General features: G+C 72.2%; 22 protein-coding genes and 2 tRNA genes. 14 read left to right on the forward strand and 10 right to left on the reverse strand.

The genetic code is table 11. The annotated features are described in order from the left end of the window. The 5 genes from GT045_RS20225 to GT045_RS20245 all read left to right on the forward strand — a co-directional run. On the forward strand, positions 1–1,007 hold a 1,007-nt coding region (locus GT045_RS20225; RefSeq protein ID WP_161335007.1), incomplete at its 5' end, for an NAD(P)/FAD-dependent oxidoreductase. A gap of 361 nt (positions 1,008–1,368) precedes the next feature. Next, the gene (locus GT045_RS20230; RefSeq protein ID WP_161335008.1) at positions 1,369–2,265 is read left to right on the forward strand and encodes a dihydrodipicolinate synthase family protein; all 897 of its coding nucleotides are present in this window, start codon (positions 1,369–1,371) and stop codon (positions 2,263–2,265) included. Positions 2,266–2,277: 12 nt separating this feature from the next. Beyond that, positions 2,278–3,279, forward strand: coding sequence for a proline racemase family protein (locus GT045_RS20235; RefSeq protein ID WP_161296551.1), 1,002 nt, complete (start codon positions 2,278–2,280; stop codon positions 3,277–3,279). A gap of 12 nt (positions 3,280–3,291) precedes the next feature. After that, positions 3,292–3,987 (forward strand): GntR family transcriptional regulator, encoded by a 696-nt coding sequence (locus GT045_RS20240; RefSeq protein WP_161296553.1) that lies wholly within the window; start codon positions 3,292–3,294, stop codon positions 3,985–3,987. A 457-nt stretch (positions 3,988–4,444) separates the two neighbouring features. Then, a complete protein-coding gene (locus GT045_RS20245) occupies positions 4,445–5,851 on the forward strand; it encodes an amino acid permease (protein ID WP_161335009.1) in 1,407 nt (468 codons plus the stop codon). A 167-nt stretch (positions 5,852–6,018) separates the two neighbouring features. On the opposite strand, the gene GT045_RS20250 is transcribed toward GT045_RS20245, so the two are convergent. Next, positions 6,019–6,095: transfer RNA gene (locus tag GT045_RS20250), tRNA-Pro, on the reverse strand. A 45-nt stretch (positions 6,096–6,140) separates the two neighbouring features. Next, complete coding sequence (locus GT045_RS20255) at positions 6,141–7,571, reverse strand: MFS transporter (RefSeq protein WP_161293033.1); 1,431 nt, start codon at positions 7,569–7,571, stop codon at positions 6,141–6,143. A 203-nt stretch (positions 7,572–7,774) separates the two neighbouring features. Between GT045_RS20255 and GT045_RS20260 the strand changes: the two genes are divergently transcribed. Further along, positions 7,775–8,368, forward strand: a complete 594-nt coding sequence (locus GT045_RS20260; RefSeq protein ID WP_161293035.1) for a TetR/AcrR family transcriptional regulator — start codon at positions 7,775–7,777, stop codon at positions 8,366–8,368. Here GT045_RS20260 and GT045_RS20265 read toward each other — a convergent pair. Beyond that, the gene (locus tag GT045_RS20265; RefSeq protein ID WP_161293037.1) at positions 8,361–8,876 is read right to left on the reverse strand and encodes a hypothetical protein; all 516 of its coding nucleotides are present in this window, start codon (positions 8,874–8,876) and stop codon (positions 8,361–8,363) included. The genes GT045_RS20260 and GT045_RS20265 overlap by 8 nt on opposite strands. A 144-nt stretch (positions 8,877–9,020) precedes the next feature. Between GT045_RS20265 and GT045_RS20270 the strand changes: the two genes are divergently transcribed. After that, complete coding sequence (locus tag GT045_RS20270) at positions 9,021–9,365, forward strand: cupin domain-containing protein (protein WP_161293039.1); 345 nt, start codon at positions 9,021–9,023, stop codon at positions 9,363–9,365. A 57-nt stretch (positions 9,366–9,422) separates the two neighbouring features. Here the strand turns inward: GT045_RS20270 and GT045_RS20275 are convergent, their stop codons facing one another. After that, entirely contained in the window at positions 9,423–10,436 is a 1,014-nt protein-coding gene (locus GT045_RS20275; RefSeq protein WP_161335010.1) for a LacI family DNA-binding transcriptional regulator, read from the reverse strand. Positions 10,437–10,556: 120 nt separating this feature from the next. On the opposite strand from GT045_RS20275, the gene GT045_RS20280 reads away from it, so the two are divergent. Both GT045_RS20280 and GT045_RS20285 read left to right on the forward strand, forming a co-directional pair. Continuing rightward, positions 10,557–11,708 (forward strand): Gfo/Idh/MocA family oxidoreductase, encoded by a 1,152-nt coding sequence (locus GT045_RS20280; RefSeq protein ID WP_161335011.1) that lies wholly within the window; start codon positions 10,557–10,559, stop codon positions 11,706–11,708. 235 nt (positions 11,709–11,943) lie between these two features. Beyond that, entirely contained in the window at positions 11,944–12,948 is a 1,005-nt protein-coding gene (locus GT045_RS20285; protein WP_161335012.1) for a Gfo/Idh/MocA family oxidoreductase, read from the forward strand. Positions 12,949–13,060: 112 nt separating this feature from the next. Here the strand turns inward: GT045_RS20285 and GT045_RS20290 are convergent, their stop codons facing one another. The 5 genes from GT045_RS20290 to GT045_RS20310 form a co-directional block, all read right to left on the reverse strand. Beyond that, positions 13,061–13,258 carry a hypothetical protein gene (locus GT045_RS20290; protein ID WP_161288595.1) on the reverse strand — a complete coding sequence of 66 codons (198 nt, stop codon included), beginning with the start codon at positions 13,256–13,258 and terminating at the stop codon, positions 13,061–13,063. Between the two features lie 137 nt (positions 13,259–13,395). After that, positions 13,396–14,304, reverse strand: coding sequence for a sugar phosphate isomerase/epimerase (locus GT045_RS20295; protein WP_161335013.1), 909 nt, complete (start codon positions 14,302–14,304; stop codon positions 13,396–13,398). Beyond that, positions 14,301–15,215, reverse strand: coding sequence for an ATP-binding cassette domain-containing protein (locus tag GT045_RS20300; protein WP_161288591.1), 915 nt, complete (start codon positions 15,213–15,215; stop codon positions 14,301–14,303). Before GT045_RS20300 ends, GT045_RS20295 begins: the two co-directional genes overlap by 4 nt. 3 nt (positions 15,216–15,218) lie before the next feature. Further along, entirely contained in the window at positions 15,219–16,295 is a 1,077-nt protein-coding gene (locus tag GT045_RS20305; RefSeq protein ID WP_161288589.1) for an ABC transporter permease, read from the reverse strand. Next, positions 16,295–17,314 (reverse strand): sugar ABC transporter substrate-binding protein, encoded by a 1,020-nt coding sequence (locus tag GT045_RS20310; protein ID WP_161288587.1) that lies wholly within the window; start codon positions 17,312–17,314, stop codon positions 16,295–16,297. Before GT045_RS20310 ends, GT045_RS20305 begins: the two co-directional genes overlap by 1 nt. Positions 17,315–17,817: 503 nt before the next feature. Between GT045_RS20310 and GT045_RS20315 the strand changes: the two genes are divergently transcribed. The 4 genes from GT045_RS20315 (at position 17,818) to GT045_RS20330 (ending at position 22,568) form a co-directional block, all read left to right on the forward strand. Next, on the forward strand, positions 17,818–19,131 hold the full coding sequence (locus GT045_RS20315; protein ID WP_161335014.1) for an extracellular solute-binding protein: 1,314 nt from the start codon (positions 17,818–17,820) through the stop codon (positions 19,129–19,131). Between the two features lie 8 nt (positions 19,132–19,139). Next, positions 19,140–20,120, forward strand: coding sequence for a sugar ABC transporter permease (locus GT045_RS20320; RefSeq protein ID WP_161335015.1), 981 nt, complete (start codon positions 19,140–19,142; stop codon positions 20,118–20,120). Then, positions 20,117–21,004, forward strand: coding sequence for a carbohydrate ABC transporter permease (locus GT045_RS20325; protein ID WP_161335016.1), 888 nt, complete (start codon positions 20,117–20,119; stop codon positions 21,002–21,004). The genes GT045_RS20320 and GT045_RS20325 overlap by 4 nt, the downstream gene beginning before the upstream one ends. A gap of 196 nt (positions 21,005–21,200) precedes the next feature. Further along, positions 21,201–22,568 (forward strand): cellulase family glycosylhydrolase, encoded by a 1,368-nt coding sequence (locus tag GT045_RS20330; protein WP_161335017.1) that lies wholly within the window; start codon positions 21,201–21,203, stop codon positions 22,566–22,568. Between the two features lie 79 nt (positions 22,569–22,647). On the opposite strand, the gene GT045_RS20335 is transcribed toward GT045_RS20330, so the two are convergent. Further along, positions 22,648–22,721, reverse strand: a tRNA-Pro gene (locus tag GT045_RS20335). A gap of 104 nt (positions 22,722–22,825) precedes the next feature. Here GT045_RS20335 and GT045_RS20340 point away from each other — a divergent pair. Continuing rightward, positions 22,826–23,332 (forward strand): DUF309 domain-containing protein, encoded by a 507-nt coding sequence (locus GT045_RS20340; protein ID WP_161297783.1) that lies wholly within the window; start codon positions 22,826–22,828, stop codon positions 23,330–23,332. Positions 23,333–23,491: the final 159 nt, after the last annotated feature.

Genomic DNA, 23,491 nt, shown 5'->3' on the forward strand with positions numbered 1-23,491 from the left:
CCGCCCGTCCCGCCGCACTGCTGCGCCGGGCGCCCGCGCTGGCCGCCCAGCCGGGCAAACTCGCCGAAGGCGCGGGTTACGCGGCCCGGTTGCTGCGTCACGGCGTCCCCGTCCTGGCCCGCCACACCGTCGTGGCGGCACACGGCACCGACCGGCTGGAGGCGGTCACGGTGGCCGCGCTCGGCCGGGCGGGTGACCTCCGGCCCGGCAGCGCCCGCCGGATCCGCTGCGACACCCTCGCCGTGGGCCACGGCATGCTGCCGCACACCGATCTCGCCGAGACCCTCGGCTGCACCCTGTCCGGTACCGCCGTGCGCGTCGACGACGAGCAGCGCACCGACGTGACCGGCGTCTGGGCGGCCGGGGAGGCCACCGGCGTCGGCGGTGCGGGGCTCGCCCTCGCCGAGGGACACATCGCCGGGCGCTCGGCCGCCGCCCGGCTGTACGGCACCGACCCCGATCCACGCGGCTGGACCGCCGCGCGGCTGGCCAGGTCCCGGCTGCGAGAGTTCGCCAGGGCCCTCGACGCGGTGTACGAGCCGCCGGAGGGCTGGGCCGACCGGATCCCGGACGACACGGTGGTGTGCCGGTGCGAGGAGGTCACCGCCGGGGAGGTACGCGGCGCCGTGGCCACGCTCGGCGCCGGGGACCTGCGCACCGTGAAACTGCTGTCCCGGGCGGGGATGGGCTGGTGTCAGGGCCGGATGTGCGCGCCCGCGGTGGCGGGTCTGACCGGCTGCCCGCTCACCCCCGGCCGGCGGCCGTTCGCCCGACCGGTCCCGCTGGGCGTCCTGGCCGGCCTGCCGGACACGAAGGCGGGCCTGCCGGACACGAAGGCGGGCCTGCCGGACATGAAGGCGAGGCCGCCGGACACGAAGGCGGGGCCGCCGGACATGGACGCGTGCCGACCGGGGGCGGACGGGAGCACGCCGGACGCGGACACCGGCCCGCCGCCCTCCGGTACCGGCTCGCGACACACGGACGCGGGGCCGCCGGACACGGACTGACTCCCGCCGCCCAGGCCCCGCCGGACCACGGACTCACCGGCCCACCGAACGACCCGGCCATCCGACCAGCCGACTCACCCGCCCGACCGGACGACCCCGGCCGCTCCCGACCGCCCGCTCACCCGCTCGACCGAACGACCCGGCCGCTCCGGGCAGCCGGTGCACCCGCCCGACCGCACGACCCCGGCCGCTCCCGACCGCCCGCTCACCCGCTCGACCGAACGACCCGGCCCCTCCGAACCGCCTGCTCACCCGCCCGACCGGGCAACTCCGGGCAGCCGATGCATCCGCGGGTACGGCGGGTCCACCCGAGCACCGGTCGGTGATATGTCACACGCTACTGACTGAGGAGAGTTCACCCATGACGCATTCCGAGAACCGCCCCTGGCGGGGCATCCTCGTCGCCACCGCCCTGCCGCTCCGTGCCGACCTCTCGGTCGACCACGACCGGTACGCCGAGCACTGCGCCTGGCTCGTCGCGAACGGCTGCGACGGCGTCGTACCCAACGGCTCGCTCGGCGAGTACCAGGTGCTCACCCCCGAGGAGCGCGACCGGGTGGTGCGGACGGCCGTGGCCGCGGTCGGCGGGGCGCGCGTGATGCCGGGTGTCGCCGCGTACGGCTCCGCCGAGGCCCGACGCTGGGCCGAGCGCGCCGCCGAGGCGGGCTGCGCGTCGGTGATGCTGCTGCCGCCCAACGCCTACCGCGCCGACGAGCGGTCCGTCCTCGCCCACTACGCCGAGGTCGCCAAGGCGGGCCTGCCGGTGGTGGCGTACAACAACCCGATCGACACCAAGGTGGACCTGGTCCCCGAACTCCTGGCCCGGCTGCACGGCGAGGGACTCGTGCGCGCCGTCAAGGAGTTCTCCGGTGATGTCCGCCGCGCCTACCGGATCCGCGAACTCGCCCCGGAACTGGACCTGCTGGCCGGCGCCGACGACGTACTGCTGGAGCTGGCGGTGGCCGGCGCCAAGGGCTGGGTCGCCGGCTACCCCAACGCGCTGCCCCGCGCGTCGGCGGAGCTGTACCGCGCCGCGACGGCCGGTGACCTCGGCACCGCGCTCCCCCTGTACCGGCAGCTGCACCCGCTGCTGCGCTGGGACTCGAAGACCGAGTTCGTCCAGGCGATCAAACTCTCCATGGACGTCGTCGGGCGGTACGGCGGCCCGGTGCGCCCGCCCCGCGTACCGTTGCCGCCCGAGCAGGAGGCCGCGGTCCGCGCGGCCACCGAGAAGGCCGTCGCCGCCGGTCTCGCGTAAGGGGGCCGGAGCATGCGCAGCAAACTCGTCCTGCACGCCGTCGACTCGCACACCGAGGGCATGCCGACCCGCGTGATCACCGGTGGTGTCGGCACCGTCCCCGGCGCGACCATGAACGAACGGCGACTGTACTTCCGCGACCACCTCGACCACGTCAAGCGGCTGCTGATGAACGAGCCGCGCGGCCACTCGGCGATGAGCGGCGCCGTCCTGCAGCCGCCGACCCGCCCCGACTGCGACTTCGGCGTCGTCTACATCGAGGTCTCCGGCTATCTGCCGATGTGCGGGCACGGCACGATCGGGGTGGCGACCGTGCTGGTCGAGACCGGCATGGTGGAGGTCGTGGAGCCGGTGACCACCATCCGGCTGGACACCCCGGCGGGACCCGTGGTCGCCGAGGTGGCGGTGGAGAACGGTGCCGCGCTGAACGTCACCCTGCGCAACGTCCCGTCGTTCTCCGCCGCCCTGGACCGCGAGATCACCCTGCCCGACGGGCGCACGGTCACCTACGACCTGGCCTACGGCGGCAACTTCTACGCGATCCTCCCGCTCGACGCCTTCGGGCTGCCCTTCGACCGCGCCCGCAAGGACGACATCCTCGCGGCGGGGCTGTCGCTGATGCGCGCGATCAACGAGCAGGCGGAGCCGGTGCATCCGCAGGACCCGTCGATCCGCGGCTGCCACCACGTCCACCTCTACGCTCCCGGCGCGACGGCGCGGCACTCCCGGCACGCCATGGCCATCCACCCCGGCTGGTTCGACCGCTCCCCGTGCGGCACGGGTACCAGCGCGCGCATGGCGCAGCTGCACGCGCGCGGTGAACTCCCCCTGCACACCGAGTTCGTGAACGAGTCCTTCATCGGCACCCGCTTCACGGGGCGGCTGCTGGGGACGACGGAGGTCGCCGGGGTGCCGGCCGTGCTGCCCAGCTTCACCGGCCGCGCGTGGATCACGGGCACCGCGCAGTACCTGCTGGACCCGACCGATCCGTTCCCGGAGGGCTTCGTCCTCTAGACTCACCCGGTGATGCGTGACATGGCACAGAACGCGCGTGGGGAAGAGGCGCCCGCGCTCCCCCGGCTCGGCGGCCGGCGGAGCAGCTACCGCGAGCGGGTGGCCGACGCCCTGCGCGCCGCGCTGATCGCGGGCGAGCTGCGGCCGGGCGAGGTGTACTCGGCGCCCTCGTTGGCGACGCGGTTCGGCGTCTCGGCGACCCCGGTCCGGGAGGCGATGCTGGACCTGGCCAAGGAGGGCCTGGTCGACACCGTGCCCAACAAGGGATTCCGGGTCACCGCCGTCTCCGACCAGCAGCTGGACGAGTACACGCACATCCGGTCACTCGTCGAGATCCCCACCGTGGTGGCCCTGGCCCGTACGGCCGACCGCGTCTCGCTGGAGGCGCTGCGCCCGGCGGCCCGGGAGATCGTCACCGCCGCGGTGGCGGGCGACCTGATCGGCTACGTCGAGGCCGACACCCGCTTCCACCTGGGACTGCTCGCCCTGGCGGGCAACGCCCACCTGGTCGAGGTCGTCGCCGACCTGCGTAAACGCTCCCGTCTGTACGGGCTGACCGCGCTGGTGGAGGCGGGCCGGCTGCTCGCCTCCGCCGAGGAGCACCTGGAGCTGCTGGACGCCCTGCTGGAGCGTGACGAGAAGGCCGTACACGAGATCATGACCCGGCACCTGGGACACGTACGCAGCCTGTGGGCAGCCGCGGACTGACCGGCCCCGACACCCGGCACACCGCACGCCCGGGGCGCGGCACGCCCCACGCCCGGCACACGACGCGTCAGACGCCCGGCGGGCCCGACGCCGACGAGACCGGCGGCCGACGCGCCCCACCCGGCACACCGCACGCCCGGCGCGCCCGGCGGTAGAAGCGGCGCCCCGACGCGACCGACGCCCAGCGCGCCCCGCGCCCGACGCACCCGGCCCGGTCGGGGCGCCCGGCGCGATCGGGGCGCCCGGCTTGGTCGGGACGCCCCGACAGCCGGCGCGCCCCGGCGGCCCATCGCGGGACATCTCGCGGTACGAGCGGTGCGCCACGACGCTTTTTGCGGGTCCGGGCGCCCCACACGAAACAACGACCGGCGATTTTGCGGCGGCTCGAAGCGTCCCCGACCATGGGCCCCGTCCCGGCGATCCCGGGAACGTCAGTTCCATGAGAGGCGCACCACCCATGCACAGCACCGGAACCGTCCCGCAGTCGGCTCCGGCCCCCGCGGTCGTCCCCGCGGAGTCCCCCACGGTTCCCGTCGAGGACCCGCACGGCGACACCGGCAGGCACGCCCGGCGGTTCGGGCTGCCCGTCGCCACCGCGCTGGTCATGGGCAACATCATCGGCGGCGGCATCTTCCTGCTGCCCGCCTCCATCGCGCCCTTCGGCACGGTCAGCCTGGTCGCCTTCGTGGTGCTGACCGTCGGTGCCGTCGCGCTCGCCCTGGTCTTCGGCCGGCTCGCCGCCCGCGACCCCCGCACCGGCGGCCCCTACGTCTACGCCCGCGAGGCGTTCGGCGACTTCGCCGGCTTCCTCGCCGCCTGGTCGTACTGGATCACCACCTGGGTGTCGAACGCCGCGCTCGCCGTCGCCGCCGTCGGCTACCTCGATGTGCTGATCCCGGTCCAGGGCCACCGCTGGACCGCCTGTCTGGCCGCGCTGACCCTGCAGTGGCTGCCCGCCCTCGCCAACTTCGCCGGCACCCGCTACGTGGGCGCCGTCCAGCTGGTCTCCACGGTGCTGAAGTTCGTACCGCTGCTGCTCGTCGCCGTCGGCGGACTGTTCTTCTTCGACGCCGACCGGCTCGGGCCGTTCAACGCCGGCGGCCACAGCGCGGTCGGCGCGGTGTCCGCCTCCGCCGCCCTGCTGCTCTTCTCCTACCTCGGCGTCGAGTCCGCGGCGGTGAGCGCGGGCGAGGTCAAGGACGCCCGGCGCAACGTGGGCCGCGCCACCGTGATCGGCACCGCGGGCGCCGCGCTGGTCTATCTGCTGGGCACGCTGTCCGTCTTCGGCACGGTCCCGCACGACCGCCTGGTCACCTCCACCGCGCCGTTCTCGGATGCCGTGAACACGATGTTCGGCGGCAGCTGGGGCGGTACGGCGGTGGCGCTCGCCGCCCTCGTCTCGATGACCGGCTGCCTCAACGGCTGGACGCTGCTGAGCGCCCAGACACCGTACGCGGCGGCACGCGACGGGCTGTTCCCGAGCGCCTTCAGCCGCCGCCGGCGGGGCGTGCCCACCGTCGGGGTCGGCGTGACCGCCGTCCTCGCCTCGCTGCTCACCACGTACAACTACCTGTCGGGCTCGGGCAAGGTCTTCGAGATCCTGGTCCTCGTCACCACGTTCACGGCGACCGTGCCGTACCTGCTGGCCGCCGCCGCGCAGATCTTCCACCTGGTGCGGGGCGAGGACGTCGACCGGACGCGGCTGGTGCGCGACGCCGTGGTCACCGCGGTGGCCGCCGCCTTCTCGGTCTGGCTGATGGCGGGCGCAGGCTACGCGGCGGTGTACCAGGGCGTGCTGTTCCTGTTCGTCGGGATCCTGGTCTACGCGGTGATGGCGGCGCGCAGACAGCGCAGGGCGGCATAGCCGGCGGGCGATGTCCGGCGCGCGGGCGGCGCCCGGCGGCACAGCCGGCCGGCGCCGCCTGGGTCCGGCCCGGTCGCCCCGGGTGCGAGGACCGTGCGCCGGGTACGGGTAAGGCCCGTATGCGCGCTGCGCATACGGGCCTTACCGCTGACCATGGACGTCCGTCCTGGTCGGGACGACAGGATTTGAACCTGCGACCCCTTGACCCCCAGTCAAGTGCGCTACCAAGCTGCGCCACGTCCCGCCGCGGTCTCACGCGGGGTGTTCCGCGTGATCACGCAGGTCAACCCTACCGCACCGGTGCGGGTGCCGGTGTCGCCTCCGGCACGGGGTGCGGCTCGGTGACGCGGCCCGGACGGCGGACCGGGACGAGGAGTGCCGCGCCGGTCGCGGCCAGGCAGAGCAGGGCCAGCAGGGCCCAGCCGTGGGTGTAGCCGGAGGCGTACGGCAGGCCCGAGGGCTGGAGCCGGCCGGTGACCAGCACGCTGGTGAGCGCGGCGCCTATGGAGCCGCCGATGGTGCGGATGTTGGCGTTCATACCGGTCGCGGCGCCGGTCTGGTCGACCGGCACGCTGCCCACGACGAGGTTGGCCATCGAGGCGAAGGCCAGTCCGATGCCGAGGCCGAACAGACCGGCCACGACCGCGATCTGCCACTGCTCGTCGTGCCAGAGGGTGAGGAAGCCGCAGGCCAGGGAGCCGAGCGCGGCGCCCGTGGTGAGGAGTGCCTTGGCCCCGACGCGGGGTTCCAGGCGGCCGGACAGGACGCCGGAGAGGAACATCGCGAGGAGCATCGGCAGCATGAGCAGGCCGGAGGCGGTCACGCCGACGCCGAAGCCGTAGCCGGCGGCGCCGGGGGTCTGGACGAAGCCCGGCAGGAAGGACCAGATCGAGTACATGCCGGCGCCGAACAGCAGGGCGGCGGCGTTGGTCGTCCACACCGTGGGCAGCCTGAGCACCCGCAGGTCGATGAGCGGGCTGCGGGAGCGGGCCTCGGTCACCAGCCACACCGCGAACAGCACGACGGCGACGGCGAACAGGCCGAGCACCTTCGCCGACCCCCAGCCCCACTGTCCGGCCTGGCTCAGCGGCAGCAGCAGGGCCACCAGCCAGCCGGAGAGCAGGACGGCACCGCCCCAGCTGACCTTGCCTTCGGCTCGCTCGGGCGACTCGGGGACGTAGCGCAGGGCGATCAGGACCGTCGCGGCGACGATGGCCACGGGGAACCAGAACAGCCAGCGGTAGTCGAGCGCGGAGACGATCGGCCCGGCGGCGACCATGCCGACGCCGCCGCCGGCCGCGATCACGGCGGAGAGGTTGCTGATGCTGCCGCTGACCTCGGCCGGGGCGAACTCGTCCCGGATGATGCCGAAGGAGAGCGGGAACAGGGCCCCACCGACACCCTGGACGATCCGGGCGACGATGAGTACGGCGATGTTCGGGGCCAGCGCGGCGACGAGGCACCCCGCGAGGACGGCCAGCAGGACGGCGACGAGGGTCCGCTTCTTGCCTGCGAGGTCGCCGACCCGGCCGAGGATCGGGGTGAAGACCGAGGCGGACAGCAGGTAGGCCGTCATCACCCAGGTCGCGGTGGACTGGGAGGCGTGCAGGGCGTGCTGGACGGTCGGCAGGGCCGGCGCGATCAGCGACTGCAGCATGGAGAAGACGCCGGCACCGGTCGCGAGGACCGCGAAGGTGAGGCGGGTGGACGGGCGGGGCATGAAGAAGCCTCTCCGGAAAGCGGGGACACGGAGGGTCGGAAGTGGAGGGCACGGTCGTACGGGCCGTGCGGCGGGTGCGGAGCGGGCATGCGCGGGCCGCGTCCGGCCACGGCGGAGCCGCCCCGCACTGATAAAGTGGAGGTACCCCTCCACTGTAACGGAGGCACCCCTCCGGTTCAATCGATTCCCTCCCGGGAGGCACCGTGACGGCCACGCCGTTCCCCGTCAGCGAGATCGTGGCGACGCGCCGCCCGCACCGTAAGGACGCCGCCCGCAACTACGACGCCCTGCTCGACGCCGCCCGCGAGGCGTTCGCCGAGCACGGGGCCGACGCCTCCCTGGAGGACATCGCGCGGCGTGCGGGCGTCGGGATCGGCACGCTGTACCGGAACTTCCCGGCCCGCCGCGATCTGTTCGAGACCGTCTACGCGGACGAGGTCAACGCCCTGTGCCGGGCGGCCGTGGAGCTCGCGGACCGGGAGCCGTGGGAGGCGCTGACGGCCTGGCTGGACCGGTTCGCCGGGTACATGGTCACCAAGCGCGCGGTGCGCGAGGCCCTGGACGGCGAGTCGGACATCTTCCAGGCCTGCCGCGAGTCCATGTACGCGGCCGGCGGCCCGCTGCTGGAGCGTGCGCAGCGCTCCGGTGCAGCCCGGGCGGACATGGAGTTCGGGGACCTGCTGCGGCTGGTCGCCGGGATCATGGCGACGGCCTTCGAGGACGCCGCCCAGCGGGACCGGGTCCTCGCCATCGCCCTGGACGGGGTCCGCGGCGGCCGTCGGCCGGCGGCTACTTGATCAGCGCGTTCGCCGCCACCACGATCAGCCCCAGCAGCGCGTCCCCGAGTCCCATGAGGAGGGCGACCGGCCAGCGCCGGGCCGACCAGCGGGCCGTGAGGAGGCCGAGCACGAAGAGGATCACGATGTTGAGCACGAACGCCGCGTACTCGACGCCCTTCGCCGGCCACCACCCCCACCGGGCGCCCGCGAGCAGGAAGACCGTGGGCAGCACGGCCGTCACGAGCGGCCATTCGTTGCGCAGGGCGACCAGGACGTCCCAGCGGCCGTGCGGAGCGCGCTCGGCGATGTAGTGGGCGTAGCCGTGGGCGAGGGCGGAGGCGCACGCGGTCACCAGCACCCACGCGGCGTCGTAACCGCGGACCTCGGCGGACGTGTGCCCGTACTGGGTGAGGGCGGCGACCATCGAGCTGGCGAGGACGGCGCCGTACACCCCTCCGAACAGGACCGTTTCGCGTGTGTCGTGCTGCCGGGGCGGTGGCGTGCCGGCCACCGTGAAGTCAGCCATGTCCCCACGATCACCCGGGCCCGGCGGCCCCGCCAGTCCGTGTCCCGGCCTGCCGCCACCCCGACGAAGTGTCCTCCGACCAGGCCCGATGCCCCACACACTGTCCACGGCGGGGCGGCCCGCGAGCCGACTAGGGTCGGCCGTATGACGCACAGCTTCACGCTCCACATCCCCGACGCGGACCTCGAACCCGAGCCGCTGGACCCCGGGCAGATCGTCTCCGGCGATCCGCAGGTCACCGGAAAGGTGGTCTGGGAGTCGCCGGACGGACGGCAGATCCGGGGCATCTGGCAGATCACCCCGGGCGTGGTCACCGACACGGAGGCGGACGAGCTGTTCGTGGTGATCAGCGGGTCGGCGACGATCGAGGTGGCGGACGGCCCGACGCTGCGGGTGGGGCCCGGTGACATGGCGGTGCTGCGCGCGGGCGACCGCACGACGTGGACCGTGCACGAGACGCTGCGCAAGGCGTACGCGATCAACCTCTGACGACCGGGCGCACGCCCGCGCCCCGGAGGTCCCGCCGGGCCCGGCGATCACTTACGGCTACGGGCCGGGCGGGCCGGCGGGGTCCGGCGGTCCGGTCGTCCCCCGTACCTGGAGGGTCGGCGCGGCCAGGTGGACGGTGCCCTCGCCGCCGCGGCCGGCCAGGCGGTCCAGGAGACAGTGCGCGGCGCGGCGGCCGGCCTCGTACGGGGCGGTGTCCACCGTCGTCAGCCACAGGTGCCGCAGCCGGGAGATGCTGGTGTTGTCGTACCCCGTCACCGACAGGTCGCGGGGCACCCGCAGCCCCAGCTCCCCGGCCGCTGACAGCGCACCGACCGCGGTCATGTCGTTGACGGCGAAGAGCGCCGTGGGCCGCTCCGGGCGGCTGAGCAGCCGTACGGTCCCGCGGTAGCCGCTCTCCTCGGTGAGGTCGCCCGGTTCCACGAGCGGCTCGGCGCCGTGCGCCCGCATCGCCGTCTCGAAGCCGCGCCGGCGCAGCGCCCCGACGGCGCCGAGGCCGGCGAGATGCGCGATCCGCCGGTGTCCCAGCCCGAGCAGGTGCTCGGTGACCAGCCGGGCGCCCTGCTCGTCGTCCCCGGCGACGACGTCCACACCCGGCGGCTGTGCCTCGCGGGCGCCCGCCACCACGACCGGCATCCGCCGCGCCAGGGTGCCGAGCGCGCCGGCGTCCGGGACGGTACCGACCACGACGAGGCCGTCGACCCCCAGCTCTAGGAAGGGTTCGGCGAGGTCGTGCCCCATGCGCCGGTTGAGGCGCGCATCGGCGAGCAGCATGTGCAGTCCGGCCGCGTGCAGCGGGGAGTTGAGTCCGTCGAGCAGTTCCACGAACCAGGGGTTGCGCAGGTCGTCCAGGAGGACCCCGACGGTGCGGCTGCGCTGTTCGCTGAGGCTGCGGGCGGCGGCGTTCGGCCGGTAGCCCAGTTCCTCGACGGCCCGCAGCACCGCGTCGCGCTTCTCGGGCCGCACCGGTCCGGAGCCGCGCAGCACCAGGGAGACCAGCGACTTCGACACGCCGGCCCGTTCGGCCACGTCACGGATCGTCGGCGGTCTCATGACATGGACCGTTCCATGCGGCGAGCCGTGCTGTCAAAGGGTTGACACGCTGGCCATGTCCGAACAAAGGTGGGCTGCGTCGGACGTGGACCGGTCCAAGCACACCGCGGAAGGGCTGTCATGGTGGATGCGCTGGGTGTCGCCGTCGTCGGGTTCGGCTGGATGGGCCGCGTGCACACCCAGGCGTACGCCCGTCTCCCGCACCACTATCCGCGGCTCCCGCTGCGGCCCCGGCTGGTCGCGGTCGCCGAGGAGGTGCCGGGCCGGGCCGAGGAGGCCGCCGAGCGGTTCGGGTTCGTCTCCGCGACCCGCGACTGGCGCGAGGTGGCGGCCGACCCGCGCGTCCAGGCCGTCAGCGTCACCGCGCCGAACTTCCTGCACCGGGAGATCGGCGTGGCGATGGCCGAGGCCGGCAAGCACCTCTGGATCGAGAAGCCGGTGGGCCTGACCTCGTCGGACGCCCGTGCGGTCGCCGACGCGGCCGACCGGGCCGGGGTGCAGGGCACGGTCGGCTTCAACTACCGCAACGCGCCCGCCGTGGAGTCCGCCCGGGAGCTGATCGCCTCCGGTGGGATCGGCACGGTCACGCATGTCCGCATCCGTCTGTTCAGCGACTACGCGGCCCACCCGGACTCCGCCCTGACCTGGCGGTACGAGCGCGAGCGTGGCGGCAGCGGGGTACTGGGCGACCTGGCCTCGCACGGCGCCGACCTGGCCCGCTTCCTGCTCGGCGACATCTGCGCGCTCACCGCCGACACGGCGATCTTCGTACCGGAACGCGCCCGTCCGTCCGGGGCGACGGCGGGGCACGCCCTGGCCTCGGGCGGCGAGCCCGGACCGGTCGAGAACGAGGACTACGTCGGCTGTCTGCTCCGCTTCGCCTCCGGCGCCCGCGGGGTCCTGGAGGCGTGCCGGGTCTCGGTCGGTGAGCAGAACGCCTACGGCTTCGAGGTGCACGGCACCCGGGGTGCGGTGTTCTGGGACTTCCGCCGTATGAACGAACTGCGGGTGAGCCGTGGCACGACCTACCAGGACCAGCCGGTGAGCACGGTGTACGTCGGCCCGGACGCCGGCGAGTTCGCGGCTTTCCAGCCCGGCGCGGCCAACGCGATGGGCTACGACGACCTGAAGGTGATCGAGGCCCACCGCTTCGTACGGTCCATCGCCGAGGGCCGGCCGTACGGCACCACCCTCACGGACGCGGTGCACAGTGCCAGCGTGCTCGACGCCATGGTGGAGTCCGCGCGCAGCGGCCGATGGGTCGGCCTGTAGGAGAACCGCCGGGCGGCCGGCCGAGGACGACCGCGCGCCCGGGAGAGCGGAGGAACGCGTGGGACTCCTCGACGACGAGGCTCCGGCTCCGGCTCCGGCTCCGGCTCCGGCACACATACCGGTACGGCACCCGCACCCGCACCGGCCCCCGTACACATACCGGTACGGCACCCGCACCCGCATACGCATCCGCACCCGCACCCGCACCCGCATCCGCACCCTAGGAGAAACACCCATGCGCATCGGAATCCTCGGCCTCGGCCGCATCGGCGCCTTCCACGCCGAGACCCTCCACGGTCTGGACGCCGTCGAGTCGCTCGTCGTCACCGACCCCTTCACGGACGCCGCCAAGGCGGCCGCCGAGCGGTTCGGGGCCGAGGTCGCCGACTCACCGGAGGCCCTGCTGGCGGCCGGCGTGGACGGCATCGTCATCGCGGCGGCCACGGACGCCCATCCCGCCCTCGTCCGGGCGGGGGTGGCGGCCGGTGTGCCGGTCTTCTGCGAGAAGCCGGTGGCCCGCACCATGGCGGAGGGCGTCGAGGTGCTCGCGGCCGTCCGGGACAGCGGCGTACCCGTCCAGATCGGCTACAACCGGCGGTTCGACGCGGGCTTCGCCGCCGCTCGGGCCGCCGTCGGCTCCGGTGAGCTGGGCGCACTGCACACGGTCCGCTGCACGACCCTGGACCCCGCGCCGCCGCCGGCCGCGTACGTCGCCGCGTCGGGCGGGATCTTCCGCGACTGCTCGGTGCACGACTTCGACATCATCCGCTGGGTGACGGGCCGTGAGGTGACCGAGGTGTACGCGGTGGGCGGCAACCGGGGCGCCGACTACATCGAGGCGGCCGGTGACGCCGACACCACCGGCGCGCTCCTGACCTTGGACGACGGCACGATCGCGGTGGTGTCCAACTCGCGCCACAACGCGCGGGGATACGACGTGCGCATGGAACTGCACGGCTTCGCAGACTCGATCGCCGTGGGACTGGACGAACAGCTTCCGCTCCGCTCGGTCGAGCCCGGCGCGACCTTCCCGGCCGGCACTCCGCACGACTTCTTCATGGACCGGTTCGCCGCCGCCTACCGCGCCGAACTCACCGCGTTCACCGAGGTGGTGGCCGGGACCCGGCCCTCCCCGTGCACCGTTCAGGACGCCTTGGAGGCCGGCTGGATCGCCGAGGCGTGCACCCTGTCGCTGCGCGAACACCGGCCGGTGACGCTCGCGGAGGTGCGGGGGACGTGAACGAGGAGGCGGTGAGGGCGCCCGGCCACGTGCCCGGGCGCCCTCACCGTGCCGGGCCGACCGCGGTCGCCCGGCCACCGGCCGCCGGTCTCGACGGCGGACCGGCGCCTCGTCAACCGCAGTAGCGGATCAGCCACTCGTCCGCGTGGTACGTGTCCCGCGCCGGGTCCGGCAGGGTTGCCGGCCTCGTCTCCACCATGTCCTGCGGGTGTATCCGCTCGGGCAGGTGGCTGAAGCGCTCGTGACGCCGGGCGGCCGCCGCGTCGGCGGCTTCCGGGGGCGTCTCGTGGAATTCCGTGCGGTGTGCCATGTCGTCCTCCCGTCCGCGCGGGCGTTCCCCCGTCGTCGGTGAGAACGCCCGCGGCCCCCCGTTGGTTCCCGGCCGTGCGGTGGCCGAATCCGTAGGGGTACCGAAGGATCCGGCGCGCGCGGCCCCTCCTGCGGCCCTCAGGCCCCGCAGGACCGCAGGAAGCGCCGGGTGCGCACGGCGATCGGCAGCGGCCGGTCCGGCTCGCACGGGTACATGTCCTGCTCGACGATCGCGAACAGCTCCACGCCGAGCTTCTGCGCCGCCTGCAGCACCGGTTCCAGTTCCGGTACGCCGGTGGGCGGTTCGCACATCACCCCGCGCTGCACGGCCGGCCCGAACGGTACTCCGCCCGCCACCACCCCGGCGAGGATCTCCGGGTCGACCTGCTTCAGGTGCAGGTAGCCGATGCGCTCGCCGTAGGTCTCGATGAGCTTGACGCTGTCGCCGCCGCAGTAGGCGTAGTGGCCGGTGTCCAGGCAGAGGTTGACCAGTCCGGCGTCGGTCGAGTCCAGGAAGCGTTCGACGTGGGCCTCGGTGTCGAGGTGCGTGTCGGCGTGCGGGTGCACGACGATGTCGAGGCCGTAGGTCTCCCTGACCTCGTGGCCGAGCCGCTCCATGCCCTTGGTGAGGTGCGCCCACTGCTCCGCGGTCAGCTCGGGCGGCTCCAGGATCTCGGCGGTCTTGTCGTCGCGCCAGAAGGACGGGATCACCACCAGGTGCCGGGCGCCCATCGCCCGGGTGAGCTCGGCGACCTGGCTGACGTGCGCCCAGGTCTCCTCCCACACGGCCGGCCCGCGGTGCAGTCCGGTGAAGACCGTGCCGGCGGAGACCTTCAGGCCGCGGCCGGCCACCTCTTCGGTGAGCCGTGCCGGGTCGGTGGGGAGGTAACCGTACGGCCCGAGCTCGATCCAGGCGTAGCCGGCCTCGGCGACCTCGTCGAGGAAGCGGTCCCACGGCACCTGGAGCGGGTCGGCGGGGAACCACACGCCCCAGGAGTCGGGCGCCGAGCCGATCCGGATGCGGTCGAGCGGAGAGGGGTGCGTCATGGCCGGGGGGTTCCTTCCGGAGCGCTCGCCGCGGGTCCGCCGAGGTCGCCCTCGTCGGGCAGTTCCTCGACGTCGACGCCGCGGACCTGGGACAGCTCGTGCTTGAGGGAGGCGAGTTCGGCACCGCCCGCCATGTGGTTGGTCAGCTCCTCGAGGCCGATCCCGCTGCGTTCGGCGGACAGTTCCAGGGTGCCGAGGCGCAGCACGCTGAAGTGGTCGCCGACCATGTAGGCGTGGTGGGGGTTGTGGGTGATGAAGATGACGCCCAGGCCGCGGTCGCGGGCGGCGGCGATGTACTTCAGCACCACGCCGGACTGTTTGACGCCGAGGGCGGCGGTCGGCTCGTCCAGGATGAGGACGCGGGCGCCGAAGTAGACGGCGCGGGCGATGGCCACGCACTGGCGCTGGCCGCCGGAGAGGGTGCCGATGGGCTGCTCCAGGTCGTCCAGGACGATGCCCATGTTGCGCAGTTCCTCATCGGCGGTGGCCTTCATCCGGGCGATGTCGAGACGGCGGACGGGCCAGGGGCCCCGGGTCATCTCCGAGCCGAGGAAGAAGTTGCGCCACACCGGCATCAGCGGGACGGTCGCCAGGTCCTGGTAGACGGTGGCGATACCGCGGTCCAGGGCCTCGCGCGGGGTGGCGAAACGGACGGGCCGTCCGTCGACGAGGAACTCGCCCTCGGTGTGCTGGTGCAGCCCGGAGACGATCTTGATGAGGGTGGACTTGCCGGCGCCGTTGTCGCCGAGCACGCACGTGACCCGGCCCGGGTGGACGGTGAGGTCGACGCCGTGCAGGGCGCGGACGTTGCCGTAGGACTTGCCGGCGCCGCGCAGTTCGACCAGGGGGCCGTCCTGGGCCGGTGGGTCCGTCAGGACGGCGCCGTGGGTACCGGATGTGTTGTCGGTCATGAGTCACCTCCGGGTCGCCGCGCGGCTGACCCACAGATTGATCAGGACGGCGCCGAGGAGCATCACGCCGAGGAATGCCTTGAACCAGTCGGGGTTCCAGCCGGCGTAGACGATGCCCTGCTGCACCATGCCGAACATGAACGCGCCGAAGACCGGGCCGATCGCCGAGCCGTAGCCGCCGGTCAGCAGGCAGCCGCCGATGACGGCCGCGGCGATGTAGATCAGCTCCTGCCCGACGCCCTCGCCGGACTGCACGGTGTTGAACGAGAACAGGTTGTGCATGCCGACGAACCAGGCGCCGAACCCGACCAGCATGAACAGCGAGATCTTGGTGAAGGTCACCGGGACACCGACCGCGCGGGCGCTGTCCTTGTCGCCGCCGACGGCGAAGATCCAGTTGCCGTACCTGGTGCGCAGCAGCACCCAGGTGGCCAGGGCGGCGAAGACGAGCCACCAGATCACGGTGATCTTCACCTGGACCCCGGCCACGTCGAAGGAGGAGGCGAAGATCTTCCTGGCCTGGCCGAAGCCGTCCATGTCGCTGATGTCGTCGGTGGCGACGTTGCCGGTGACCAGCTTGGTCACGGCGAGATTGACGCCCTGGAGGATCAGGAAGGTGCCGAGGGTGACCAGGAAGCTCGGCAGCCCGGTCCTGACCACCATCCAGCCATTGAACGCCCCGATCGCGAGGGAGACGACCAGGGCGACGATCACCCCCGTCCACACGTTCAGGGTCAGCTGGTAGCTGAGCATGCTCGCGGTGAGCGCCGAGGTGATCACCGCGACGCCGGAGGACAGGTCGAACTCCCCGCCGATCATCAGCAGGGCCACCGGCAGGGCCATGATCCCGATCGTCGACGACTGGTACAGGATGTTCGCCATCGAGCTGCCGTCACGCACCGGCGGCGCCGTGATCAGGAAGAACACCAGCACGGCGACGGCGCCGAGGAAGACGCCCACCTCGGGCCTGGCGAGCAGCCGCAGGGGCAGCGGGCGGCGGGCGGTGCGGCCGTCGGTCCGCTTCGGGCCGGGCGCCGGCGGGGTGTCCACCCCGGGCTGAGCCTGTTGGGACATGCTCATCACCGGGTGCCCTTCGCGGCGTACTCGGCGACCTTGTCGACGTTGGACTTGTCGACGAAGGCCGGCCCGGTGAGCACCGGCTGCTCACCACCGCCGCTGTAGTTGCCGTTGTTCTTGTAGAGCCACAGCGAGTCGACCGCCAGATAGCCCTGGAGGTAGGGCTGCTGGTCGACGGCGAACTCGACGGAGCCGTTCTGCACCGCCTTGACCAGTTCCTTGTTGAGGTCGAAGGTGACCACCTTCGCCTTGCTGCCCGCGTCGGCCACGGACTGGACCGCGGTGAGGGCGAACGGGGCGCCGAGGGTGACGACGGTGTCGATCGAGCCGTCCTGCTTGAGCTTCGCGGTGATCGTCGAGCGCACGGACGGCATGTCGGTGCCGTTCACGTACAGCGTCTGCGTGTCGCCCTCGAAGGTCTTCCGCACCCCGTCGCAGCGCTGGGTGAGTCCCACGTTGCCCTGCTCCTGGACCACACAGGCGATCTTCTTGGCGCCGGTGGTGTTCAGCTTCTTGCCCAGCGCCTCGCCCGCGACGTTCTCGTCCTGTCCGAAGAACTCCAGCAGGCCGAGGTCCTTCCAGTCGCTCAGACCCGAGTTGAGGCCGACGACCGGGATGCCGGCCTTCTCGGCCTTGGCGAGGACGTTCTTCATGGCGTCCGGCTTGGCCAGGGTGACCGCGATGCCGTCCACCTTCTGGTCGATCGCGTTCTGCACCAGGTTGGCCTGGTTGCCCGCGTTCGGGTCGGCGGAGTAGACCAGCTTGACGTTGTCCTTCGCCGCCGCGGCCTCCGCGCCCTTGCGGACGGTGTCCCAGAAGGTGTCCCCCGGCGCCTGGTGGGTGACCAGCGCGACGGTCATGCGGGGGGTGTCGGCCTTGCCCGCGGCGGCGTTCGCCGCTTCCTCCTCTGCCTTCTTGCCGCCGTGACTGCTGGAGCAGCCGGCCAGGGTGAGGGCTGCCGCGGCGGCCACGGCCACGAGGGGGGCCGTTCCGCGGGAGCGGGGGCGAGAAGAGCGGTCCATCTTTCCTGCACCTCACTGTGCGTGCGACGGGGCAAGGGACGCGGATGCGTTGGGACGGGATACAAGCCTCTGTCGGGCCCACTGTCAATACTTTGTCAAGACATCATTTCACGAGGTGGTCCGAATGTAAGTACAAACCAGCCGCACCTCACCTTCCGGTCGCACCCCGCGGGCATGAGCCCAGTACACCGCACACCGCGGCGAACGGCACCGGACGCCCGCGGACCCGTCACCGTCACCTTCCCGCACCGCCTCCGCGGTCCGCCGGGACCGCGGGGCGCGCCGCACCCGGACTCCCCCTCGACCATCCCCCGACAGCACAGGGCGACTTACGTTTCGGGCAAGAGACCTCCGAGTGCGGCCGGAGGTATTGACGCATGAGCGGACGTGGGGCTGTTATTACGCCCACGATGTTCGGTCGAGTTGATTTCTGAGCGGTTTCGAGAGCCTTTTGGTGATCAACTCATCCCCTTGGCCGAACCCTGTATTCCTCAGGAGCCGCCATGCGCCTCTCCACCTCCGGCCATTCCGTCCCGGCCCCCGGCCGACGTTCCCTGCTGCGCGGAGCGGGCGGTGCCGCTCTGCTCGCCGGGGCCGGCATACCCCTGCTGTCCGCCTGCGGAGGCAGCGGTTCCGGCTCCGACCCGAAGACCGTCACCGTCGGCTCCAACGCCTCGGACGCGGTGCCGAAGAAAGCGTTCGAGAGTGTCTACGCGGACTTCAAGAAGCGCTCCGGGCTCACCGTCGACGTGAACACCAAGGACCACAACACCTTCCAGGAGCAGATCAACTCCTATCTCCAGGGCACTCCGGACGACGTGTTCCACTGGTTCGCCGGTTACCGCATGCAGTTCTTCGCGGCGAAGAAACTGGCCACGCCGGTCGACGACGTCTGGGCGAAGATCGGGGACAACTTCCCCGAGGCCATGAAGCAGCTCAGCAAGGGCGAGGACGGCAAGTACTACTTCGTACCGCTCACCACGTATCCGTGGGCGGTCTTCTACCGCAGAAGCGTCTTCCGGCAGCACGGATACCAGATCCCCACCACCTGGGACGACTTCGTCTCCCTGCTGAAGCGGATGAAGAAGGACGGCCTGGTGCCGCTCGCCTTCGGGGACAAGGACGCCTGGCCGGCGATGGGCACCTTCGACCAGATCGACTTCCGCCTCAACGGCTACGACTTCCACGTGGAGCTGATGGCGGGCAAGGCGTCCTGGACCGACACCAGGGTCCGGGACGTCTTCGACCACTGGGCCGAGATCCTCCCCTACCACCAGGACGGCTTCATGGGCCGCACCTGGCAGGACGCCGCACAGACCCTGAACGCGAAGAAGGCCGGCATGTACCTCCTGGGCTCCTTCGTGGCACAGCAGTTCACCGACCAGGCCGATCTCGACGACCTGGACTTCTTCGCCTTCCCGGAGATCGACCCGGCCCACGGCCAGGACACCGTCGAGGCGCCGACCGACGGTTTCATGGTCAGCAGGTCCCCCAGGAACCACGCGGGTGTCGTGAGACTGCTGGAGTACCTGGGCAGCCCGGCGGCCGAGGAGCTGTACCTCAAGGGCGACCCCAGCGTGGTGGCCGCCTCCGACAAGGCCGGGACCTCCGCGTACTCGGCGCTGCAGAAGAAGGCGTTCGAGATGATCGGCGGCGCCAAGAGCCTCACCCAGTTCATGGACCGCGACAGCCGCCCCGACTTCACGTCCACCGTGATGCAGCCCGCTCTGCAGAAGTTCCTGCAGAATCCGAAGGGCGTGGACGGCCTGTTGTCGTCCATCGAGCGCCAGAAGAAGACGATCTTCGCGTCCGCGTGAGCGACCCGATGACCACCGACACGACGACGAAGACCCCGGCGGCGCCGGCCGTGCCGGCACCGGAGGCCGCGCCCGCGCGGAAGCGGGCCACGCACGGCCACCGGCGCCTGCTGACCCGCCGTGACCGGATCACGCTCGCCGTGATGGCGGGCGTGCCCACGGTCCTGCACGTGATCCTGGTCTGGGTCACCGCCCTCGCCTCGATCGCCCTCGCCTTCACCACCTGGGACGGCATCGGCTTCGACTCGATCACCTGGGTCGGCCTGGACAACTTCCGGCAACTCTTCAGCGACAACCCGCAGTTCTGGCCGGCCGTCCAGCACAACGTCATCTGGTTCGCGGCCCTCATCCTGGTCCCGACGCCGTTCGGGCTGTTCCTCGCCGTGCAGCTGGACAAGCGGATCCGGTTCAGCAGGGTCTACCAGACCGCGTTCTTCCTGCCCGTCGTCATCTCGATGGCGTGCATCGGCTTCGTCTGGCAGCTGGTCTACAACCCGGACACCGGCCTGATCAACAGCGTCATCGGCGCCAACGAACCCGGCCACTACATCGACTGGATCGGCGACCCCGACCTCAACCTGTGGGCCGTCCTGGTCGCCGCGTCCTGGCGGCACACCGGCTACATGATGATCCTGTACCTGGCCGGCCTCAAGGGTGTCGACCCGTCGCTCAGGGAGGCGTCCGCCCTGGACGGCGCGAACGAGTGGCAGACGTTCCGGCACGTCGTCTTCCCGACGCTGCGCCCGACCAACACGGTCGTCCTCGTCGTCACCGTCATCGAGGCACTGCGCGCCTTCGACCTGGTCTTCGTCTTCAACAAGGGCGCCCAGGGCACGGAGTTGCTGTCGATCCTGGTCACCGACAACATCATCGGCGAGTCCAGCCGCATCGGATACGGCTCCGCCATCGCCGTGGTCCTGCTGGTCATCTCCCTCGCGGTGATCATCCCCTATCTGATCGCAACCTTCCGGAAGGAGCGGCGCGCATGAGCGGCACCACCCTCCCGCTGAAGCGGCGCACACCGGTCCGCCCCGCCCGGGTCCTGCTGCACGTCTTCCTCGCGGGCACCGCCCTGGCCTGGCTGGCACCGCTGCTCTGGGCGGTCTTCTCGGCCCTGCGCCCGTACGGGGAGACCAGCGACAAGGGCTACGTCTCCTGGCCCGACACGCTGAACCTCGACAACTTCACGAACGCCTTCCAGCAGTCGGACATGCTGCACTACTTCGGCAACACGCTGGTGATCGCGGTCCCTGCCGTCCTGCTGACCCTGTTCCTCTCCTCCTGCGTGGCGTTCTACGTCAGCCGGTTCGACTTCCGTCTCAACCTCGCGCTGCTGCTGGTGTTCACGGCCGGCAACCTGTTGCCGCAGCAGGTCGTCATCACCCCGCTGTACCGGCTGTACCTGCTCACGGACCTGCCGGGCATCACCGCGAGCGGCAAGCTCTACGACTCCGCGCTGGGGCTCGTCCTCATCCACGTCGCCTTCCAGTCCGGCTTCTGCGCGTTCGTGCTCGCCAACTACATGCGCTCCCTGCCCCACGAGCTGACCGAGGCCGCGCTCGTCGACGGCGCCTCGGTGTGGCGGCTGTACTGGCAGATCACCCTGCCGCTGTGCAAGCCGGCGATGGCGGCCCTCGCCACCCTGCTGTCGATCTGGATCTACAACGACTTCTTCTGGGCCCTGGTGCTGATCTCCACCGGCGAGAACATGCCGATCACCTCGGCCCTCAACAACCTCTCCGGCCAGTACTTCACCGACCCCAACCTGGTCGCCGCGGGCTCCCTGCTGACCGCCGTCCCGACCCTGGCCGTCTACTTCGCGCTCCAGCGCCAGTTCGTCAGCGGTCTGACACTGGGCTCCGGCAAGGGCTGAGGCGCGGCGGGGCCGCCGAGGAGGAAGGTGGCCCCGCCCAGCCCCGCCTCGCCTCGCCTCGCCTCGAACGCGAACACGAACACGAACACGAACACGACGATCCTCAAGTGGCAGTCCTGTGCGAGCACTTGAAGTGTGGGCCGGCCGCTGATGGGATGCGCGGCACCACACGACACCGCCGCCCCGGAGGTCCCCTGTGCTGCGAGCGATCCTGACGGCGAGCGCGGTCGTCGCCGCGCTGCTCGTCCCCGCCACCGCCCACGCCGAGGACGGCGGGCCGGGCATACCCCGCCTCACCGACCGGAACGGGCGGGTCCTGACTCTGCACGGCTGGAACATCGAGGACAAGGAACACCGTGGCGAGCAGGCCCTCACCGGCATCACCGAACGCCATCTGCGCGACATGCGGGCCAAAGGCTTCGACTTCGCCCGGCTGCTCGTCTTCTGGGACGACCTGGAGCCCAGGCCCGGTCGCTACAGCCGGAGTTACCTGCGCAAGATCGAGCGCGTCCTCGACTGGGCCGAGCGCTACGACATCCGGGTGGTGATCGACGCCCACCAGGACGTCTTCGGCCCCGCCTTCGGTCACCGCGGGATACCCGAGTGGGCGACCCGGACCGACGGGCTGCCCTTCACCGCCCATCCCGAGGACTGGTTCGCCGAGTACTTCGAGCCCGCCGTGCAGCGCGCCTTCACCCACCTCTACGAGGACGCGGATCTGCGCCGCGCCCAGGCACGCATGTGGCGGACCCTCGCCACCCGTTTCGCCCGCCACCCCGCCGTGCTCGGCTACGACCTCGTCAACGAGCCCATGGGCGAGACGCGTCCAGGGGAGGATCTGGCGACGGCGGCGCGCAGGATCGAACGCGACCAGCTCACCCCGATGTACAACCGGCTGGCCGGCGCGGTCCGGCCGGCCGACCGGGACGCCTGGCTGTTCGTCGAACCCACCCCGGTCGTGGGCGAGGGCGTGCCGACCGGCCTCGGCCGCATCGACGACCCCCGGGTCGTGTACGCCCCGCACTTCTACAACACCGCCATGGAGGCGGGCGCCGACTACGATCCCGGGGCCGGCTGGATCGAGGCGTACGAGCGGGCCGTCACCGTGTACCCGCAGCGGTACCGGGTGCCGGTCGTGGTGGGCGAGTGGGGTCCGCTGAACAACGACCTGCCCCACATGAACCGCTTCTACCGGGACGCCATGGCCTCCCTGGGCCGCTACACCTCCGGCTGGGCGGGGTACGTGTGGTGCTACGGCGGCGGCTACTGCGCCGCCGACGACACCGGCGCCTTGCGCACCAACAAGGAGCTGACCGCCGAGCCGTACGCGGAGAGCGTGGCGGGCACGGTCCGCTCCGCGTCCTACGACCCCGGAAGCGGCGTCTACCGGCTGGCCTACCGCGCGGCCGCCCACGGCTCCCGGGTGACGGCACTGTCCCTGCCGCCCGGCACCTGGCGGATCACGGCCGAGGGCGACGCCCGCGTCCTCGCGCGCTCACCCGGCCGGGTCTGGCTCTGGGCCGCACCGGGCGGCAGCGTGCGTGTCAGCGTCGAACGGGGCTGACCACGCCGGAGGGGGGACATGAGCGAAGGGCCGCACCGGAGTCCTCCGGTACGGCCCTCTCGACCTGCGTTCTCACAAGTCGGGACGACAGGATTTGAACCTGCGACCCCTTGACCCCCAGTCAAGTGCGCTACCAAGCTGCGCCACGTCCCGTTGCGCTCACCCGCGGTGCCCCGCGTGATCGTGCGAACAGAACTTTACCCCACGCCGGGGAGTGCACCGAAGAAGCCCGGGCGGGGCGAGGGACAATCGACGGTATGACGAACGCGGGCGCATCGGATGCCAGGGACCGGGACGAGGCCGGGCGGGCCCGCAACGCGCGGCCCCGGGACGGGCTGGGGCGTCCGCTGCCGTACGGCGCCGAGGGCGTTCCGCGGCAGCCGGAGGGGGTGCTGCGGGCGCCGGAGGAGACGGTCGCGCAGGCGCAGGAGCTGCTGGTGGCGGGACGGCCGTTCCACGCGCACGAGGTGTTCGAGGACGCCTGGAAGTCGGGTCCGGAGGACGAGCGTGCGCTGTGGCGGGGGCTCGCGCAGCTGGCGGTGGGGCTGACCCACGCGGCGCGCGGGAACACCGCGGGCGGGGCGCGGCTGCTGCGGCGCGGTGCGGGAGCGGTCGAGGAGTGGGAGACCGGGCGGGGCGAGGACCGGCCCTACGGCCTGGATCTGCCCGGCCTCACCCGGTGGGCGCGGGAGCTGGCGGAGCGTGTGGAGCACGGCTCGGCGCCGGTGGACGCCCGCACCGAGGCGCCCCGGCTGGGCCCCTGACCGGAGCGGCCCCATCGCCGCGACCCTGACCGCGACGGACCCGTCCCCCGGCCGAGACCCTGACCGGGACGGACCCGTCCCCCGGCCGAGACCCTGACCAGGCGGCCCCATCCCTGGCCGAGACCCCCGCCGGAGCGGGGTGTTCCCCGCGGGGCCGGG

It is taken from the genome of Streptomyces sp. SID486 (assembly GCF_009865385.1).
GTDB lineage: Bacteria > Actinomycetota > Actinomycetes > Streptomycetales > Streptomycetaceae > Streptomyces.

Excerpts from the sequence above, each read along its gene's own strand:
- GT045_RS20230 (WP_161335008.1), top strand. The coding sequence starts at position 1,369 with ATGACGCATTCCGAGAACCGCCCCTGGCGGGGCATCCTCGTCGCCACC.
- GT045_RS20235 (WP_161296551.1), top strand. The coding sequence starts at position 2,278 with ATGCGCAGCAAACTCGTCCTGCACGCCGTCGACTCGCACACCGAGGGC.
- GT045_RS20240 (WP_161296553.1), top strand. The coding sequence starts at position 3,292 with ATGCGTGACATGGCACAGAACGCGCGTGGGGAAGAGGCGCCCGCGCTC.
- GT045_RS20245 (WP_161335009.1), top strand. The coding sequence starts at position 4,445 with ATGCACAGCACCGGAACCGTCCCGCAGTCGGCTCCGGCCCCCGCGGTC.
- GT045_RS20255 (WP_161293033.1), bottom strand. The coding sequence starts at position 7,571 with ATGCCCCGCCCGTCCACCCGCCTCACCTTCGCGGTCCTCGCGACCGGT.
- GT045_RS20265 (WP_161293037.1), bottom strand. The coding sequence starts at position 8,876 with ATGGCTGACTTCACGGTGGCCGGCACGCCACCGCCCCGGCAGCACGAC.
- GT045_RS20270 (WP_161293039.1), top strand. The coding sequence starts at position 9,021 with ATGACGCACAGCTTCACGCTCCACATCCCCGACGCGGACCTCGAACCC.
- GT045_RS20275 (WP_161335010.1), bottom strand. The coding sequence starts at position 10,436 with ATGAGACCGCCGACGATCCGTGACGTGGCCGAACGGGCCGGCGTGTCG.
- GT045_RS20280 (WP_161335011.1), top strand. The coding sequence starts at position 10,557 with ATGGTGGATGCGCTGGGTGTCGCCGTCGTCGGGTTCGGCTGGATGGGC.
- GT045_RS20285 (WP_161335012.1), top strand. The coding sequence starts at position 11,944 with ATGCGCATCGGAATCCTCGGCCTCGGCCGCATCGGCGCCTTCCACGCC.
- GT045_RS20290 (WP_161288595.1), bottom strand. The coding sequence starts at position 13,258 with ATGGCACACCGCACGGAATTCCACGAGACGCCCCCGGAAGCCGCCGAC.
- GT045_RS20295 (WP_161335013.1), bottom strand. The coding sequence starts at position 14,304 with ATGACGCACCCCTCTCCGCTCGACCGCATCCGGATCGGCTCGGCGCCC.
- GT045_RS20300 (WP_161288591.1), bottom strand. The coding sequence starts at position 15,215 with ATGACCGACAACACATCCGGTACCCACGGCGCCGTCCTGACGGACCCA.
- GT045_RS20305 (WP_161288589.1), bottom strand. The coding sequence starts at position 16,295 with ATGAGCATGTCCCAACAGGCTCAGCCCGGGGTGGACACCCCGCCGGCG.
- GT045_RS20310 (WP_161288587.1), bottom strand. The coding sequence starts at position 17,314 with ATGGACCGCTCTTCTCGCCCCCGCTCCCGCGGAACGGCCCCCCTCGTG.
- GT045_RS20315 (WP_161335014.1), top strand. The coding sequence starts at position 17,818 with ATGCGCCTCTCCACCTCCGGCCATTCCGTCCCGGCCCCCGGCCGACGT.
- GT045_RS20320 (WP_161335015.1), top strand. The coding sequence starts at position 19,140 with ATGACCACCGACACGACGACGAAGACCCCGGCGGCGCCGGCCGTGCCG.
- GT045_RS20325 (WP_161335016.1), top strand. The coding sequence starts at position 20,117 with ATGAGCGGCACCACCCTCCCGCTGAAGCGGCGCACACCGGTCCGCCCC.
- GT045_RS20340 (WP_161297783.1), top strand. The coding sequence starts at position 22,826 with ATGACGAACGCGGGCGCATCGGATGCCAGGGACCGGGACGAGGCCGGG.